This is a genomic window from Pseudomonas sp. MYb185 (assembly GCF_002979975.1).
Classification (GTDB): Bacteria; Pseudomonadota; Gammaproteobacteria; order Pseudomonadales; family Pseudomonadaceae; genus Halopseudomonas.
The window spans coordinates 327,731-342,649 of sequence record NZ_PCQD01000005.1; the positions used below are offsets into that span (position 1 = coordinate 327,731).

Annotated in this window: 20 protein-coding genes; 14 read left to right on the forward strand and 6 right to left on the reverse strand. The window is 55.6% G+C overall.

Going from position 1 to position 14,919, the window contains the following annotated elements:
* The first annotated feature begins 1 nt into the window (after position 1).
* The 4 genes from CQ007_RS10310 to CQ007_RS10325 all read left to right on the forward strand — a co-directional run bounded on the left by CQ007_RS10310 (position 2) and on the right by CQ007_RS10325 (position 4,553).
* Positions 2-1,438 carry a hypothetical protein gene (locus tag CQ007_RS10310; RefSeq protein WP_177424321.1) on the forward strand — a complete coding sequence of 479 codons (1,437 nt, stop codon included), beginning with the start codon at positions 2-4 and terminating at the stop codon, positions 1,436-1,438.
* A complete protein-coding gene (locus CQ007_RS10315) occupies positions 1,438-2,346 on the forward strand; it encodes a hypothetical protein (protein WP_105645737.1) in 909 nt (302 codons plus the stop codon). The genes CQ007_RS10310 and CQ007_RS10315 overlap by 1 nt, the downstream gene beginning before the upstream one ends.
* Before the next feature lie 285 nt (positions 2,347-2,631).
* Positions 2,632-2,988 carry a hypothetical protein gene (locus CQ007_RS10320; RefSeq protein ID WP_146114569.1) on the forward strand — a complete coding sequence of 119 codons (357 nt, stop codon included), beginning with the start codon at positions 2,632-2,634 and terminating at the stop codon, positions 2,986-2,988.
* The gene (locus CQ007_RS10325; RefSeq protein ID WP_105645739.1) at positions 2,985-4,553 is read left to right on the forward strand and encodes a conjugal transfer protein TraG N-terminal domain-containing protein; all 1,569 of its coding nucleotides are present in this window, start codon (positions 2,985-2,987) and stop codon (positions 4,551-4,553) included. Before CQ007_RS10320 ends, CQ007_RS10325 begins: the two co-directional genes overlap by 4 nt.
* Positions 4,554-4,568: 15 nt before the next feature.
* Here the strand turns inward: CQ007_RS10325 and CQ007_RS10330 are convergent, their stop codons facing one another.
* The 3 genes from CQ007_RS10330 to CQ007_RS10340 form a co-directional block, all read right to left on the reverse strand.
* A complete protein-coding gene (locus CQ007_RS10330; protein WP_105645740.1) occupies positions 4,569-4,913 on the reverse strand; it encodes a hypothetical protein in 345 nt (114 codons plus the stop codon).
* Between the two features lie 280 nt (positions 4,914-5,193).
* A complete protein-coding gene (locus CQ007_RS10335) occupies positions 5,194-5,502 on the reverse strand; it encodes a type II toxin-antitoxin system PemK/MazF family toxin (RefSeq protein ID WP_256582267.1) in 309 nt (102 codons plus the stop codon).
* A gap of 14 nt (positions 5,503-5,516) precedes the next feature.
* Positions 5,517-5,774 (reverse strand): antitoxin MazE family protein, encoded by a 258-nt coding sequence (locus tag CQ007_RS10340; protein WP_371919818.1) that lies wholly within the window; start codon positions 5,772-5,774, stop codon positions 5,517-5,519.
* Positions 5,775-6,031: 257 nt separating this feature from the next.
* On the opposite strand from CQ007_RS10340, the gene CQ007_RS18810 reads away from it, so the two are divergent.
* The 3 genes from CQ007_RS18810 to CQ007_RS18820 all read left to right on the forward strand — a co-directional run bounded on the left by CQ007_RS18810 (position 6,032) and on the right by CQ007_RS18820 (position 7,738).
* A complete protein-coding gene (locus CQ007_RS18810) occupies positions 6,032-6,493 on the forward strand; it encodes a hypothetical protein (RefSeq protein WP_146114570.1) in 462 nt (153 codons plus the stop codon).
* Positions 6,480-6,761 (forward strand): hypothetical protein, encoded by a 282-nt coding sequence (locus CQ007_RS18815; RefSeq protein WP_146114571.1) that lies wholly within the window; start codon positions 6,480-6,482, stop codon positions 6,759-6,761. Before CQ007_RS18810 ends, CQ007_RS18815 begins: the two co-directional genes overlap by 14 nt.
* Before the next feature lie 602 nt (positions 6,762-7,363).
* Positions 7,364-7,738 carry a hypothetical protein gene (locus tag CQ007_RS18820; RefSeq protein ID WP_146114572.1) on the forward strand — a complete coding sequence of 125 codons (375 nt, stop codon included), beginning with the start codon at positions 7,364-7,366 and terminating at the stop codon, positions 7,736-7,738.
* 278 nt (positions 7,739-8,016) lie between these two features.
* Here CQ007_RS18820 and CQ007_RS10355 read toward each other — a convergent pair whose 3' ends face one another.
* The 3 genes from CQ007_RS10355 to CQ007_RS18825 all read right to left on the reverse strand — a co-directional run bounded on the left by CQ007_RS10355 (position 8,017) and on the right by CQ007_RS18825 (position 10,131).
* Positions 8,017-8,646 (reverse strand): recombinase family protein, encoded by a 630-nt coding sequence (locus CQ007_RS10355; RefSeq protein ID WP_105645745.1) that lies wholly within the window; start codon positions 8,644-8,646, stop codon positions 8,017-8,019.
* Positions 8,643-9,188 carry a DUF192 domain-containing protein gene (locus CQ007_RS10360; RefSeq protein WP_218278864.1) on the reverse strand — a complete coding sequence of 182 codons (546 nt, stop codon included), beginning with the start codon at positions 9,186-9,188 and terminating at the stop codon, positions 8,643-8,645. Before CQ007_RS10360 ends, CQ007_RS10355 begins: the two co-directional genes overlap by 4 nt.
* A 91-nt stretch (positions 9,189-9,279) precedes the next feature.
* Positions 9,280-10,131 carry a hypothetical protein gene (locus tag CQ007_RS18825; protein WP_146114573.1) on the reverse strand — a complete coding sequence of 284 codons (852 nt, stop codon included), beginning with the start codon at positions 10,129-10,131 and terminating at the stop codon, positions 9,280-9,282.
* A gap of 400 nt (positions 10,132-10,531) precedes the next feature.
* On the opposite strand from CQ007_RS18825, the gene CQ007_RS10370 reads away from it, so the two are divergent.
* From CQ007_RS10370 to CQ007_RS10400, 7 genes are all read left to right on the forward strand, one after another.
* Positions 10,532-10,762 carry a hypothetical protein gene (locus tag CQ007_RS10370; RefSeq protein ID WP_105645748.1) on the forward strand — a complete coding sequence of 77 codons (231 nt, stop codon included), beginning with the start codon at positions 10,532-10,534 and terminating at the stop codon, positions 10,760-10,762.
* Positions 10,763-10,867: 105 nt separating this feature from the next.
* Positions 10,868-11,305 carry an STY4534 family ICE replication protein gene (locus tag CQ007_RS10375; RefSeq protein ID WP_105645749.1) on the forward strand — a complete coding sequence of 146 codons (438 nt, stop codon included), beginning with the start codon at positions 10,868-10,870 and terminating at the stop codon, positions 11,303-11,305.
* A gap of 76 nt (positions 11,306-11,381) precedes the next feature.
* On the forward strand, positions 11,382-11,588 hold the full coding sequence (locus tag CQ007_RS10380; RefSeq protein WP_105645750.1) for a hypothetical protein: 207 nt from the start codon (positions 11,382-11,384) through the stop codon (positions 11,586-11,588).
* A 72-nt stretch (positions 11,589-11,660) separates the two neighbouring features.
* Positions 11,661-11,885: a hypothetical protein gene (locus CQ007_RS10385; RefSeq protein ID WP_105645751.1), complete on the forward strand. Its 225-nt coding sequence runs from the start codon at positions 11,661-11,663 to the stop codon at positions 11,883-11,885.
* Positions 11,886-11,961: 76 nt separating this feature from the next.
* On the forward strand, positions 11,962-12,546 hold the full coding sequence (locus CQ007_RS10390) for a DUF3275 family protein (RefSeq protein WP_105645752.1): 585 nt from the start codon (positions 11,962-11,964) through the stop codon (positions 12,544-12,546).
* Positions 12,547-12,756: 210 nt separating this feature from the next.
* Positions 12,757-13,371: a hypothetical protein gene (locus CQ007_RS10395; RefSeq protein WP_105645753.1), complete on the forward strand. Its 615-nt coding sequence runs from the start codon at positions 12,757-12,759 to the stop codon at positions 13,369-13,371.
* A 56-nt stretch (positions 13,372-13,427) separates the two neighbouring features.
* Positions 13,428-14,876 (forward strand): DUF6094 domain-containing protein, encoded by a 1,449-nt coding sequence (locus tag CQ007_RS10400; protein ID WP_105645754.1) that lies wholly within the window; start codon positions 13,428-13,430, stop codon positions 14,874-14,876.
* The last annotated feature ends 43 nt before the right edge of the window (positions 14,877-14,919 follow it).

A 14,919-nucleotide genomic window follows, 5' to 3' on the forward strand; every position in this document is an offset into this window, starting at 1 on the left:
TATGAAGCGTACTATGCTGTTTTCCCTGGCTCTGATGAGTGCTGCAGCAAGCCATTCCACCCAGGCAGAGAATATCTATTACCGCATTGGCGGAGCCAGTCCGTTTTCAGTGTCGGCAACATCCGGCATCAACCTTCCGCCGGCGCCAATCCATATGGGCGTGCGTTGGAATGCCAATGCTACCTGCGGGAACTTTGACCTCGGCTATTCGGTATCGAATTCGCTCAATGGCGTCACCAACACCTTTCAGAACCTGATGGGCAACGTGATCCAGAATGCCCAGGGAGCCGTGGCATCGCTACCGGCTTTGATCATTCAGCGTTCCTATCCGCAGTTGTATGAGCTGCTAAGCAATGGTGTGCTGCAGGGGAGGATCGACTATGACAGAGGCAAGCTGTCGTGCCAGAACATGAGCGAGCAGATGGGCGACTGGATGATGGGCTCGCGTCTGCAGCAAGTGGCTACCGGGGAAGCGTGGGCCAATGCTGCTACGGCGACACGTGATCCAGTACAGGCACAGGAGCAGGTTGAGCAAACCCGTGGTAATGAGGGGGTGATCTGGGTAGGCGGTGCCAAACGCGGTGGCCAGGGGCAGCCGCCGATCAATGTGGTCACTGATGTGGCCATTGCGGGATACAACCTGTTGCATGCGCGTACCGACCCGACCAGCTCGCAACCGGTAACCGGAGGTGGCGGCGGTTGGGGCGCGGCACCGGCCAATAGCGGGACCTGGCCAGGCGGCGGCAATCAGGCCGGTAGCACTGCTGCATCTGCCAGTGGGCTGTGCAGAGGTGGCATGTGCACCATCTGGGGGGAGCCTGAGGATGCTGCACGCTGGGTCAAGAAAGTAGTGGGTGAAACGACGCTTCAGACCTGCGATGGCTGTGAGCGCGGGGAAGGCCAAGCCGGTACAGGCCTGATGAAAGACCTGGAAGAAGAGCAGAAAGACATACTGGACATGCTGATGCAGCTGCTGGCTGGTGCTGCGCCGATTACCCCAGACAACCTGCGACAGGTCTCCGGTGGTGAAGGCCTGGCAGTGTCGCGGAACGTGATCGAGGCGATCCGGACAGATCCTGATTCCGAATTGCTGGCTCACCGGCTTTCCAGTGAGATGGCTTTATCCAGGACGTTGATCAAGGCCATGTGGGCGAGGCGAATTCTGATGGCGGGTATGACCGAGCCCTCGATCTCGGAGGGCACCGCCAGTGAGCAGTCCCCAGTCGGTCCAGCTCTGAAGCAGAAGGTGGAGGCACTGGATCGTGATATAGCGGCCTTGAAGACCGAGCTGGAGATCCGTACGGCGATGGCCAGTAACACGGCTGTGGTCGCTCTGGAGCGTGCTGCCGGTCGTTCGCAAGGAGCCAGTGAAGCTGAGACCTTTGTACCTGGCTCGACACTGGACAGTCGTGGCCGTCCTACAACTGGGGCGCCGTGATGATGCAGAATGTGAGGGTGATCAAGCCTGCCGTGGTGGAACGGGATGAAAGTGGCCAGTGGGTTCATCCTGACCTGCCGGACTTTGATGATGATGTACAGGCATACCGGCGATGGGTCTATGAAGAGCAGCGGCTGGATATTACGCAGAGCCTCATGCCGGACAGCCAGGGCGAGAAAGCAGAGCAGGGCTGCGTCGGATGGAACCCGTTGCCCCCGGCAGGTCCCGGCTGGTTCATGCTGGCTATCGCTGACACCTGTGATGGACCTTGTGTCACCTGGGCCAGGCCCCAGCGGCGCAAGGGTATTCCACTCCTAGAGCGCAAGGCTCCTGAGCAGAACCGGGAACTCTGCCTGGAGCTGTTGCGCGATGTGATCAAGGGACCGGACATCACTTTCACAAACCGCAATATCCTTTGTATCAGAGCGTTCTTGACCCCGGATAAACTGTATGTGATCCGGGGCAGTTTTGAAGCCATGCTCAAACGCCTATATGCGCACCGATACAAGATAGGCGAAGGGACGCCGACCGTTGAGCAATTCATCAATCACGGGCTTATCGCCCCGCGCCAGTTGTTCGGGCTAAACACTGATGGCTCACGGCAACACAGCTTTGCCGTCATTGAAATAGAGCCTGGCATCATCTGGGGTGCGGGCGAGGCGAGGCCTGTGTACTGGTCACACCACCCCGTAGTCGAGGCTGCTACAGCGTCTGAGGAATCTCGGTCGAGTGATCCTGCCAGACATCAAGTGGACTGGGATACAGATCTGGCTTTCCTTCTCTGCACCAAGCCTCAAGAGGCTCTTCGGGAATCGTCAGATCTTTCAGAGCGGCATGTATGGCTATCCACTTGTCGCGAGGAATTAGATCGCGCACATCATGTAACGGCCAGGAATATTTCTGAATGATGGCATATTCAATAGCCTCGATACCTTTCAGATCCCAACTGTACTTCTGGGCCAACGCATTCCCTTGCACATATAAAGCAAAGACTTCGGCAATGTATTTCCATTTGTGTGTATTGCGCTCTGTGTCTGGCGAATGCTTTTTGTATAAGTGTTCGATGAGTTTGTCATACGGGAAATTATCTTTCATGCCGGACCTCCGTTGGTTGGCCATTGGGTGTGTAGGAGCGCCAATCCTACCACCGGGCGCGTCCGGCTCCTTTTGTGCTCAACCCGGGGGGATCGCTGATGCAGCAGAGTAGATTGATCAGCACTGCGGTGGTTGTAGTCTCTATTGCCGGAATGGTTCTGCTGGGCTTACTGATCGTGTATATCGGCTCGCGCCTGGCAGGCGGGCTAGATGCCTATGGTCAACTGCTGCTATCTGCCTGGCCGACTTTACTGGTGTGGCGGCTTGCGCTGTACGTCCTGCTCACCGTGCTGTGGGTTGGTCGGCTTCGTCAGCAGGTCGTGCGGTGGCTGAGGCAGGATGAGGACGGTGGCGTGGAAGGCTATGCCCGGCTCAGGCGGCTGGAATGGGCGGCGCTGGCCTTCGTGGTACTGCTTGAAATATACAATCTGAATGCAGCGTGGGGGCAGGCATGAACGCGAACCTGATCGTTACCGACTACATGGAAGCACCTCTGCTACTGCTGGGCTGGATCGTCAATAACACGCTCTGGAACACCCTGATGGCGACCGGCCTGGCTGCGGTGCCCTTTGTCGCCATGATGGTCTCGGAATGGTTCCGCGCTCGCAGAGAGGGCGATGATGAGGGCAACAAGGGCAAGCTGGCACTTAACCGGATTGAGACCGGCCTGTACTCCATGGTGCTCTGTTACGCCTTTACTTGCTTGCCGTTGCTCAACGTATCCATCAACCCGGTCAACACCATAGTACGCACCGATGGAAGTGGAAATGCCTGCTCTGTGGCAGTAATCGGCGAAGGCGAGTGGAGTAGCAACACGATGAACTCGCTTTCCGGCCAGACTGCCAGTATTCCACTCTGGTGGGCCTTCGTGCATGTCATTTCAAAAGGGGTGACCAACAGTGCCGTGGCATCGATTCCCTGTACCCCGGACTGGCAGGCTATCGCAACAGAGGTTGACCTGCAGGAGGTTGGTGATCAGATCCTGAAGGCCGAGATCGCTGACTTCCAGCGGGCTTGCTATGGCGCGGCGCGGGACAAGCTGTTCCGTGAGCAGCCCACCATCGAGAGAAGCCTGGCGAAGGATGTTGCTTGGCTTGGCTCAAACCATCTGCTTACCACTCCTGGCTTTTACGATACATTCTATGCGCCGCGTCCCATTCAGGGTTTTCCCTATGTGGAGGCGCGGGATTCGGCCAGGAGCAATACCGGGCCGGGGCAGCCGGGGTATCCAAGCTGTTCCGAGTGGTGGTCAGACGGTACCCAGGGGCTGTATAAGCGACTGCATGACGAAGTGAACCCGAGCCTCTGGACTACGCTGCAGGCAGCAGTGGGTGTGCATGACTCCGCTGAAGAGGCGGTGATCAGAAGAATGGTCAGTCCAAAGGAAGGGGCTGCCAATGGTAAGACTGTAAACCCGGTGCGTGGGTATGGGGACGTTAACCTCGATGCCGGGGCACTTGGGCGCGCCGGCGCGGGGGCATCTCATGTTGTTTCTGGGGCGCTGGGTGCTGTGGGTGGAGCCTACATGGTGGCCAAGGAAAAGGCCGGCATGGACATGCTGAAGATGGCTCTACCTATGGTTCAGGCTGCCTTGGTCATGGCCGTGATCATCTGTCTGCCCCTGATCATGGTCATGTCCGGCTACAGCATGAAGGTGGCTGGCACAGCGACTTTCGGGTTGTTCGCTCTGTGGTTTCTGACCTTCTGGTGGGAGCTGGCCAGGTGGTTGAGCAACAATCTGATTACCATGCTGTACGATGGTGGCGGCTCGTCAGGAGGACCCTTGGACGCTCTTTCTGGTGCGGTCAACCTGTATGACAAGTCGCTGTTGGTGCTTGTCGAACGGGCCATGTTTCTGGTGCTGCCGATGGTCTGGATGGCTGTGATGGCTTGGGCGGGATCGAATGTCGGAAGAGGGGTTGATAGTATGTTAACTGGCGGGACAAAAGGCGCACAAGCAGCAGGAGATAAGGCATCAGGTGCAGCAATAGGCGCGGCGACCAAAGGCAAGGTTCGGTAGGTTTTCTGCTACGGGTTATCCAATCCTCTCACCCGGGTAGACCCAGCCATCGACAGGATCATCCTTCAACCCGCAGCTAGGAGCTTCGTCTTCATCGTCATCTAAATGCTGAGACGCTTCAGCCAGAAAAGCCGCTACGGAACCTAGTGTAGAGAAGGTCGCATCAACAGCCCCTTGCATGGCTAGAACGCGCACTGGGGTAGGGGGCAACTGCCGGATCTTGGCGGCGACTGTCTCCGCATCGTCGATCGGCTCGCCATAGATATTGCAGGCACGGCCATCAGCCCGCTGTGGCAGCTCCACGGCGGGTTTTTCTGTGACAATATCAGGGATCGGTTCCCCGTAGAGATTGAAGGCCATGACGCCCCTCTGTAGCAAAATCGTGGCGATTCACTTGGAACATAGCGGCTGGGGATGGGGTTGTCCAGTTCAGCCAAAAACTCGCCCAAATACCCAGACTCCGATCAGGCCCAGTATGCCGAGGATGAGCAGACAGACCAAGATAAAGACCAAGCGAACCCAAAGCGTTACCAAAAACATACCGAATCGGCCTATAGAATGAGCGCAGGCGACGATCAATCTGTCTATGAACTCCATCAGCGTAATATCTCCAACGGTGTATCTGTCTTGCAGATAGCTTTCACTTGGCAATCCCCAGGAACAAGGCAAGACAGCGCTCAATCTCCACTAAGGCATCCGCATCAATATGTCCGAAAGCCGGCCCAATCTTGTCCCGTTTGATCGTCATGGCCTTGTCCACCATCACTTGTGAAGGCTTCTTCAGGCCATTTTCTACGCTGGGCTGGACCGTGATGCGTAGTAATGGAGCGCGGATCAGGGTGCTGGTTACTGGCAGAACAGTGATAGAGCTATGCTCGTTAAACAGGTCTGCCTGAATCACCAGTGCTGGCCTGGGTTTTCCAAAGTCGCCTGCCATGGCGACGGTCACGAAGTCACCTCGCATCACTCTGTCCAGCCTTCGATGTCCCCAAGAGCTTCATCCATAAAGTCCTGCATGTTATGGTCGGCGGAGTCTGCTTTGGCAGCAAGGCGGCTCTGGCGACGGCATTCCTCAGCGAAGTCCGGGCGTCGTGTATCAGGGACCCATATCTGCACCGGTCGAAGCCCTGACATACGCAGCGCGTCTCGGTGTTTCTGAACCCGTGAATTGACATGTGTGTTTGCCATTCGACGAACCTCCTTTCTGTTACATGTAACCATGATAGATATGTTTTTTGTTACATGCAACAGAGCATGAATGAATAGCGATCAACGACGGCGCAAAGGGGGCTGCGTGTGTCAGAACTGAAAACCCATGGAGAGGAGAATACCTGATTCCTCGTACGGTACGGCCTGCATGGACTTCCCTCCAGGATGTATCGTTGGCTGATGAAAATGTCCTGTCCGCCGAGCGCTCGGAGCTGATTGATGAAATGGCCATCGGTAATATTGATTCTGAGTAACCAGCAGGGCTTGAAATGGCAGTAACTTACTATGGGCCGGGCGAGCATCCGGTCGGTTTTATCGGGTTCCGTGTGACGGCGGGATTCAATGGTGACTTTCATCAGCGCTATTTCAGCACTTCAGCAGCAGCCCAGCAGGCGGACGAGGATGTTATCTTTCTGTCGCGCCGTTTGGAGGCTGAGTTGCAGGACCTGGAGTGGCGACGCGATAGTCTGCAATACCGGTACCAGCGTTTTGTCAGCGAGGACCATTCCAACACCTTGCCGGAGCGTGGTGTGGGTGTGCATGGTATCACTGCTGCGTTTGTTCGCCGGGGCAGGGGGGCCTTGGCGAGCCTGCTTCAAGGTGGCCAAGTCTCAAGCTGCAACAGCCTCTCGCCAATCATCAAAGGTATTTCCATTCTCCAAGCCTTTCTCAGAGGTGTGGGAGGAGGTGGTCGAGTTCTGGGCAGAGGAGCATGGAGTGCGTTCTGCTGACAGGCAACGAGTACTCGATAGCCAGCCTGATCCAGATCAGTTCAAACGGCTGCGCCGGCAGATGAATGAGCATAAGGGGTATGACGTCCCAGTGGAGGTGCTATCACCGGTATTTGCGGAGCAGCGGAGCCTGCTTGCCAAGCAGCGGGCAGAGTTGAAAGCAAAGGAGATGAAGCTGCATGTCGGGGTGCCTTCTCCGGTCAGTACGGATATTCAGGCGGAGATGGCGGCGTGGTTTGAGAGTGTGACCCGCGCCGATCAAAGATAGCAGAAGGTAGCCATTGGCTAAATGGCTGCACCAGCCGAAAGGGGAAAATGGCCCTTGAAGGGAATGGTAGACCAAGGGTCAAGGGCCTTGCCCGAAAGGTATAGACTTGATTAACCCCAAAAGGGTAAAGGGTGCCGGAAAGGGTTGCTTTCGTGAGACGTTCCTTCGAAAAAGAAGCCAGCTTTCCGACCCTAAAAAGGGGCGTCGAGAGAGAAATTTAATTATTAAAGAACTAGCTCGAATGAGGTTGACAAGCTCCGTATGACGGCCCTGATTTGTATGTTATCTTAAAATCAGCTGGCTCAGGATTAGGTTGACACGCAGGGCTATGGAAGGTGAAAGTAGTAGGAAATTGAGGCAGAATCGACCATGATCGCTGACGGCGGAATGCCGCAGAGTAGGAGGGTTTGTGTATACACTCTATGCTATAGGGATTTTCTTTGGGCTGTTAATTCTCAGCTTTACGCTTGCAGGTATTAGTTATCACATTAAGGCTATTAGTCCTATCTGGTATGTCTCGTACATGCTTAATAAGTTTTCCGCCGTTGCCATCCCGGTCTGCATGGTAATCGATATTTTTAATCTGATATTTTGAGAAAGCCATGTTATATAGTGCGAACGATTTGAGCCGCATCCAAAAAGCAACTGGAATTAAAGTTGGACAAAACCAAATAAACTCCATTCTCACCCTGCAGAGCCCTGAACAAACAGAACAATTTATTGAAGATCTTCAGAAAGTTGTTTTTATCTACGAGGATTCGCTGCCAGCAGACGGACGGGTGCAGGATCAATATGCCGAGGAATGGGGGCGGGTTTGCAAGAGAATTGGCATATGGTTCTCTTATCTTTCCCTCCTTGAACCCAAGCGACGTGGCTGGTTTGGTAAAAAAGAAATCCCATTTGCTGCAAAAATGATGTTGTCCCGAGCATTATCCCCAGACGCTCCAATACGAAAAACAGGGATTCTCGAAATTTGAGGTGTTGATCAAGCCTTGCCTTATCCGTCGCATTGTTAGGGCGTCTGGCCGTAGATAATACATACCGTGGCCAAAGCCTGGGGGCAATTTTGCTTGCCGATGCCTGCAAACGTATTGCTGCAGCGAGTCAAACGCTGGCAGTTACAGCATTGGTGGTTGATGCCAAATCAGCCCATAAGCACTTCGGTTTTTTTGAACTGCCCGGACAGCCGGGGAGGTGGATGCTGCCGAAAAAGCATTTTGTGAGTTAATTGAATGCTCATACAGGCTTGGTGCTCTCACACCTTTCTGTTCTGGTCGGCCTGCCACTGCGCCCATATCCGTTTCACCTGGCTTGGACTACAGCCGGCCAGCCTGGCTGTCTCTGCTATGGTGTGGCCACTACGACGCAAGGTGATGATTCGCTCATGGGTGAGGGCATCCGCTTTGCGACCCTTGTATTTTCCGGACTGCTTGGCCAGCTCGATGCCTTGGCTCTGTCGTTCCCGGCGATCCTCGTAGTCGTCTCGGGCCATCTGCAAGGCAAGCCGCAGCAGCATATCCTGAACCGATTCCAGCACAACTTTTGCGACACCAGTGGCATCAGCGGCAAGATCTGACAAGTCAACGAGGCCTGGCACAGCGAGGCGAGCGCCCTTGGCTCGGATAGCGGCAACCAATCGCTCTGCCTCGGACAGGGGCAGCCGGGACAGTCGGTCAATCCGTTCGGCAACCACCACTTCGCCTGGTTGCAGGTCCTCAATCATGCGCAGCAGCTCGGGGCGATCAGAACGGGCTCCCGAGGCTTTTTCACGATAGATGCCCGCCACATAGAAGCCAGCCTCTCTTGCGCCTTCGATCACTCCGTTTTGGCGGGCCAGCTCTTGGCTGTCGGTACTGACTCGCAGGTACGCCCTTGCAACCTTCATTCTGCCTCCAGTTTGCGCATTGCTTCATTATCGAGAAGCCAGCAAGTTCTACCTGTCAGGCGGACACCTTCTTGCAAGCCGTATCTCTGAAAATCACCTTGTGGCAGCTCCAAGGCATCAGCCGCTGGATGCACGGAAGCGTGGTGATCATCTGTGTTTGGTTGCATGTCTTCAATAGCAAACAACCGGCCATCACCATCGAAGAAGCCGATTGTCAGGGGTATCCAGGTGTCCCGCATCCAGAAAATACGTGGTTCCGGCTCTGGCCATGTGAAGAGCATGCCTGGCCCTACATCGTTCCGCTTGGACAGTCCCTTCGTATGCTGAGCGACTGTCTCGGCAACGGGCACGCCGGCGAGAGTATAGCCATTGGAAAAATGCAGATCACAGGCCCGGGTTGGTTCTGCTGGGTCAGATTGTCCTTTTAAGCTGATAGCAGCCACTGTGACAGTGATTCCAAGAGCACAAAGCACAGCGCTCTGGATCAGTCTGACTTGATTAGCTGATTGTTGCTGCATTGTTCGGTGGTTGTGTCGGCTCATTAGGGTATAGCCATACTGGCCAGTAAGTGGCAGCTGGCCAAATAGTAGTGACGACAATCCTACGTGGCCATGTGGCTATTGACCACTCAAGTTAGCCAGGTATGCCCAGCAAATGTTTCAATAACCGGTGTTTCCAATGCGTATTCCGTTTTATCTCTGCCTGTCGTCGCTGCGCTTCTTTTTCCTCCTGTTGCAGCACTTCATGCAGGTCGAGTGTTCTGGCTGCTTCAGAGCGGCTACCAGGGGAGGCAAAGAGCTGCCGGTCACAGACCGCACGATACACACCAGCTTCACTGGGTACATTTTCCAACTGATTCCAGCGTGTTGTTTTGACGCCGTAGCTACTCAAGATCTGCTGAGTGGTATGTGGCGCCAGAAGCACTTGCAGGTACCGATTGTCGAGCACGGCGTATCGCAATTCACTGCATGTGGTCGAGGTCACAATCTTCAGCCTGTCTGGCGACGGGTAGGGGAGATTGTCGACTTCGGCCTGGAACAGTGGCTCATGGTGGTGGCGCATGAAAGCAACCCGGTGTTTTCCTTCATGAGCAAAATACACACCCAACGCAGGTATATATGTTCCTGATGCCGCAGGGCCCGATGCTTTATTTTCTCGATACTGAGCTATGCGTTCAGGGATGTCCTTTTCCTTGATATGGTTAGGAAGTCCCTTGATAGATGCGCCTATGGCGATTTCTACCGGCACCAGGGCTGAATACTTTGTCGAACTGGCTTCTTCTTCCCAAAATAGGAAAGGCAATAGACGCCGCATATAGGTGTCTGGGAAAAATGCACAGGTGTTGCTGGCCTGCATCCAGTCGTTCAAAAATGCTTGGCCGAGCAGGGTGCGGGAAAGCCGATCTTGATCGATTTTCAGCGCGGCCATGCTTTCAATGACTGATCGCAGTGCAGGTGGTGGGCCTGCCAAGGCAGCTAGCTCCATGTTTCACTCCAAGATCTGTTGAAACATGGCTGTGTGGGCCGTCTCAACCCCAGCAGGCCGCACACGAGACGCTGGTGATTGTACGGCTGTAGGTTGCATATAACTTATGGAAAATAAGAATGCCGTGGCCCCGAGGCTTGCAAGCAAGCTCGAACTCAGCATGGGATGGAGGGTTTTGAGAAGGGCGCCTTGACAACCCACTCCAAATCGCCAACCATCCCTCTTGCATAACCGTTGTCCACGTCCGGTAATCGTGGAGCCTTTAGCATCTTCGGATGCAACCCTTTGAGCGACTGCGCATTCTGAAAAGTCGACCGCACGAGAGTGCTGAATGCTACCTAAACCACCCCAGACGGGCCTTCCCGTCGGGCGGGTCTCGTCATTACGATTGGAGAGACCCATGAAAAGCAGTATTGCGCTGTACCAGGCGCTGAAGTCGATCGATATATCCGACGAACGCGCAACCGCTGTAGTCGATGCCGTGGAGGCAGATATGGCAACACATCTTGTCACGAAGGCAGATCTTAAAACTGAACTCAAAGATCTTGAGCTCAGGCTGACCATTCGTATGGGGCTCATGCTATCTGCGGTCGTCGGCATCATGCTGGCTGGCATGCGGTACATGCTCTAACCCTACATCTCAATCCGTTGTGCCCACCCAAGCGGGGAATCCTTTCCCCTGCAGGGGCAAGTGTTTCTCCGCTTTCGCATATCTATTCGAAACTGGAGAAATACCATGAGCAATACCTCTACCAACGAAGCCCAATATTTCGACCTGCACACCACTGGCGTTGGCTATCTCAACCGCATACGTGAAGTGAAGCCCCGCAAGGGCAAACCCTTCATGGCTGTGACAGTCAGTGCCCTGAAAGGCTCTACTGATTCAGCTGAGTACACCCGCATCGACTGCAATGTCGTCGGAGAAGAAGCTGACAAGCTGATTCGGCGCTGCCAGCAGGCCGTAGAGGCTGAGAAGAAAGTCCTGGTTGGCTTTCGAATCGGTGACATATGGACCGATCCCTTCACCTACCAGAAAGGCCCCAAACAGGGCCAGCCCGGTGCAGCCCTGAAGGGGCGCTTGCTATACCTCGGCTGGATCAAGGTTGATGGGGAAATGGTCTACCAGGCCGAACCTGTGAGCCCAGCCTCAAATCAGCAAAAACAAACCGCTTGATACCAATCTGAACCACCCCAGACGGGAGCCTTTCCCTTGGGAGAGGTCCGTGCTGGTAGGCTTTTAGGAGAACCGCATGCTTCATGTGTCTTTGGGGCGTTTGGCCGCAGCTATGGGCAAACAGTTGCCATTGAGCGTTTTGAAAAGTGCTGCTGGCTTCTACATTGGAACTGCCGACGAGTGCGGACCTGTTTCACGGGAGTCGGTGGAGTATTTTCGCTCAGAAAAGTCCGCGTGGAATGCTTTGCAAACAGATCGTTGGCAGCAACGGACTAACCCTTAACTTCGTTAACCACCCCATGGCGGGAGCCTTTCCCGTCAGGGGGAGGCTATCGCCAGGGATATGGAGATCGCAATGAACTGGATATTCAATACCGCCCTGGATGCGCGTACTGAGTTTGAGAAATCCCTGCTTCAAGGGGAGCGTAACCTGGAAGCGCTGTTTCAGGCGCAGCTTTGTGGCTACCACTGCTTTGCTGATGGTGTCCACCAGGTTCCACCGTTGCTGGCTAGTCAGTCTCGCTTGAAACAAGCGTGGACGGATGGATACCTGGTAGCTGCCGAGCGCCGCTGCGGTTAGCGCTATCACTCAAAACCTTTTCATACCCTTGAGAAACCGTCCAGATGACGGTTTCTCGTATTCCCTGGGGATACCCATGATCAATATTCCCGGCCAACTGGCCATTCGTACCATCCATGGACGTAACGGCGCGTTCAACGTCGCGCGACTACTTACCAGTATTGGTGAGTTTGCGGTCAAAGATCCGATACTGGAGCAGTACACCGAGGGAAAGTACGAAGGTAGCTTCGTAATCGCTCACATCGGCCCATCCAAACCTTACTTGACTGGCAGCGGCAGAATTGTCATTGAGGCGCCGAAGGCCAAAATTGACAGCATGGTTCTCAATGATATGGACGCGCTGTCCCAGGACGATACCGAGCGGCTGGATCAGAAGGAAGTCGATCCACTCGAAGAGGAGGTGCCTGCCGTACCTGCTACATCACCCTCTGATGTTGGTGATGCACCTTTCGGCATGCCGTCTTCAGAGCCTGCACCCCGTGCCAGTCCAGCTCCTACCAATGAGGACGAAGCACTGTTCAGTACGCTTTGGCCTCTGGGCGACAGCGTGAAACTCGATCCCACAGTGGATCGGCAACGGATGCGTGCTCAGTGCGTACGGCTTGGCCAACTTGGCTACAAACTGGACTTCAAGCAGCAAATATGGGAGCGAGACTCATGAATACCGCTGCACACCCCTCTGTTTTCTGAGTTGCTTTTGCTGGTATGTGGTGCATTGCGAGAAGTGGGGCTGACTCAGGAAGCGAATGCTTTTCGAGATGCTCTACCCGTACCACCAGCAACGCGCCTGCAACTGATCTATCAACCCACCCGAGGGGCCGATTCGCCCCTTGTCTGGGGCGGCCGCGCCCTCCGTTCAGGAGGCCCACTTATGAACCAAGGTTCACCTGTTGCTTTGTACCAGGTCGATGAATGTCCTGACCTGTATGTCGATGCCTGCGTCTGCGATGAGCAGCGCAACTTGGTGTTTCTGTCCGTCTGGGGCCGGGATACGGCTATTCAGGAGTTCCTGGCCAGGCTGACCCTGGGTAGGGAAGAGCGGGGGCTGGAGCAGTTCCACATCGTTGTGGATGGCCGCAGCCTACCGGTCTTTCCTCGCGTCGACATGCTGGAAAAGCGCACAACCCGCCAGATGCGCGGAACGCTATTCGGCAGCCTGCTGCACCTATGGCTGTTCGACAGCCGCTGCATGACGCCCGACCGGGCCAATCACATCGCCTACGCCTTGATCGAGGCTGACGCGAACCCTCAACACAGGCTGTGGCCTCTGGTCATGGACGCCTGTCCTTTACCGCTGCTTCAACACTGGCGTGAGCCGGTTATGGAACTGTTGGTACAGCAGGAAATGCTACAGCGCTTACCGGGCTCAACAGGCCCTGTGACTGCCTGGCGCTTGTCCCTGCAACTGGATCGGCTTGAAGCCGAGCTGGGCCAGCTCATTCGCCAGAATGTCCTGGACACCTCTTCCGACCAGGCCTGTGCCTGAATTTCCCATCCACTGAGCGGCTTTGCCGCTCTACCTGACTCACAATGGAGGCTTTCATGGCTTTGATGTTTCCGCGCCTGGCGCGCAACTTTGCTCGCAATGGCTACTATCCCACCGACGAAGCGACCCTGGAGCGCACGTTGCAAGCGCTGGCACCATCACCAGGATGCATGCGTATCATCGACACCTGTGCCGGGGAGGGCGTGGCACTGGCCGAAGCTGCCCATGCCCTTGGGCGTGAGAACGTCGAGGCCTGCGCGGTGGAATATGACCGCGAACGTGCCGCCCATGCCCGTGGTCTGCTGGATCGGGTGCTGCACAGCGACCTGATGGATACTCTGATCAGCAAGCAGTCGTTTGGACTACTCTGGCTCAACCCACCCTACGGTGACCTGGTAGCCGATCACTCGGGCGCATCGGTGTATCAAGGGAAGGGCAGGCGGCGGCTCGAAAAACTGTTCTACCAGCGCTCATTGCCACTGCTGCAGTATGGCGGCGCCCTAGTCTTCATTATTCCGCACTACGTGCTCGATGACGAGCTGTGCGGCTGGCTGTGCAATCACTTCACTGACCTGCGGATTTATGCGGCCGCCGATGCCACCTTCAAGCAAGTGGTGATATTTGGTACCCGTGTCCGCCGGCAGGATCTGGTCAAGCCCCGAGTGGCTGTGATGCGTGACCGTCTCAGGGCGGTGGCGGCTGACCTGCAAGCAGCTGAAGAACTTCCAGCCAGTTGGCCCTGGGAACCCTATGTGGTGTTGCCGGCGGTCAACGAACTGGAGCACTTCTGTCGGGTCAGCCTGGAGCCGGAGCAGTTTGCTGATGAGATAGGGCGTCTGCGCGGTTTCTGGCCGGACTTCATGCTGCATTTCGGACAGACAGGTATCCAGCCCAGGCCTCCGGTGAGGGAATTGTCTAACTGGCATTTGGCATTGGCCCTGGCGGCAGGTGCCATTTCCGGTGTGGTTCACTCCAAGACTGGGCGTGTCCTGGTGCTAAAGGGTGACACCTACAAGGATAAGGTACGCAAGACCGAGTTCACCGAGGATGCTGACGGCAACGTCTCCGAAGTGAGGATTCTGACAGACCGTTTCATACCCATTATTCGGGCATGGGACATGACGCCAGATTCCCCAGATCGGGGGCGGGTACTGACGATCAGCTCATCACCGAGCGAGTCGCCAACACCAGCCACGGAGAGGGAGCCGGAACCTGATCCTGTACCCAGCCTGTTGTTTGAAACAGGCCGCCTGGTCATGACGCGCGCCGTCAGCGATCTGGTCGAGCGCGGTGTGCTCGATCCCTCCCTCTATCTCAGGCGGCATATTGCTGGTGACTGGGGAGAGCTATGCGATGAAGACAGGCAGACCAATCAGCAGGCACTGCGCCATGGTGATCGGCTGCTCTCAAGCTATGACCTGAGCATCGACGAAGAGCCTCGGCTCTGGATCATCACAGAGACTGACCGGAGCGTGACCACGCTGCTGTTGCCATCTGACTACTGATCTCCAACGCCGTCTGGCGTTACTTCAAACCACCCGCAGGGTA

What these genes read in the sequence shown, in the direction of transcription:
- CQ007_RS10310 (WP_177424321.1), top strand. Translation starts at nt 2, where the DNA reads ATGAAGCGTACTATGCTGTTTTCCCTGGCTCTGATGAGTGCTGCAGCA.
- CQ007_RS10315 (WP_105645737.1), top strand. Translation starts at nt 1,438, where the DNA reads ATGATGCAGAATGTGAGGGTGATCAAGCCTGCCGTGGTGGAACGGGAT.
- CQ007_RS10320 (WP_146114569.1), top strand. Translation starts at nt 2,632, where the DNA reads ATGCAGCAGAGTAGATTGATCAGCACTGCGGTGGTTGTAGTCTCTATT.
- CQ007_RS10325 (WP_105645739.1), top strand. Translation starts at nt 2,985, where the DNA reads ATGAACGCGAACCTGATCGTTACCGACTACATGGAAGCACCTCTGCTA.
- CQ007_RS10330 (WP_105645740.1), bottom strand. Translation starts at nt 4,913, where the DNA reads ATGGCCTTCAATCTCTACGGGGAACCGATCCCTGATATTGTCACAGAA.
- CQ007_RS10340 (WP_371919818.1), bottom strand. Translation starts at nt 5,774, where the DNA reads ATGGTTACATGTAACAGAAAGGAGGTTCGTCGAATGGCAAACACACAT.
- CQ007_RS18810 (WP_146114570.1), top strand. Translation starts at nt 6,032, where the DNA reads ATGGCAGTAACTTACTATGGGCCGGGCGAGCATCCGGTCGGTTTTATC.
- CQ007_RS18820 (WP_146114572.1), top strand. Translation starts at nt 7,364, where the DNA reads ATGTTATATAGTGCGAACGATTTGAGCCGCATCCAAAAAGCAACTGGA.
- CQ007_RS10355 (WP_105645745.1), bottom strand. Translation starts at nt 8,646, where the DNA reads ATGAAGGTTGCAAGGGCGTACCTGCGAGTCAGTACCGACAGCCAAGAG.
- CQ007_RS10360 (WP_218278864.1), bottom strand. Translation starts at nt 9,188, where the DNA reads ATGAGCCGACACAACCACCGAACAATGCAGCAACAATCAGCTAATCAA.
- CQ007_RS18825 (WP_146114573.1), bottom strand. Translation starts at nt 10,131, where the DNA reads ATGGAGCTAGCTGCCTTGGCAGGCCCACCACCTGCACTGCGATCAGTC.
- CQ007_RS10370 (WP_105645748.1), top strand. Translation starts at nt 10,532, where the DNA reads ATGAAAAGCAGTATTGCGCTGTACCAGGCGCTGAAGTCGATCGATATA.
- CQ007_RS10375 (WP_105645749.1), top strand. Translation starts at nt 10,868, where the DNA reads ATGAGCAATACCTCTACCAACGAAGCCCAATATTTCGACCTGCACACC.
- CQ007_RS10380 (WP_105645750.1), top strand. Translation starts at nt 11,382, where the DNA reads ATGCTTCATGTGTCTTTGGGGCGTTTGGCCGCAGCTATGGGCAAACAG.
- CQ007_RS10385 (WP_105645751.1), top strand. Translation starts at nt 11,661, where the DNA reads ATGAACTGGATATTCAATACCGCCCTGGATGCGCGTACTGAGTTTGAG.
- CQ007_RS10390 (WP_105645752.1), top strand. Translation starts at nt 11,962, where the DNA reads ATGATCAATATTCCCGGCCAACTGGCCATTCGTACCATCCATGGACGT.
- CQ007_RS10395 (WP_105645753.1), top strand. Translation starts at nt 12,757, where the DNA reads ATGAACCAAGGTTCACCTGTTGCTTTGTACCAGGTCGATGAATGTCCT.
- CQ007_RS10400 (WP_105645754.1), top strand. Translation starts at nt 13,428, where the DNA reads ATGGCTTTGATGTTTCCGCGCCTGGCGCGCAACTTTGCTCGCAATGGC.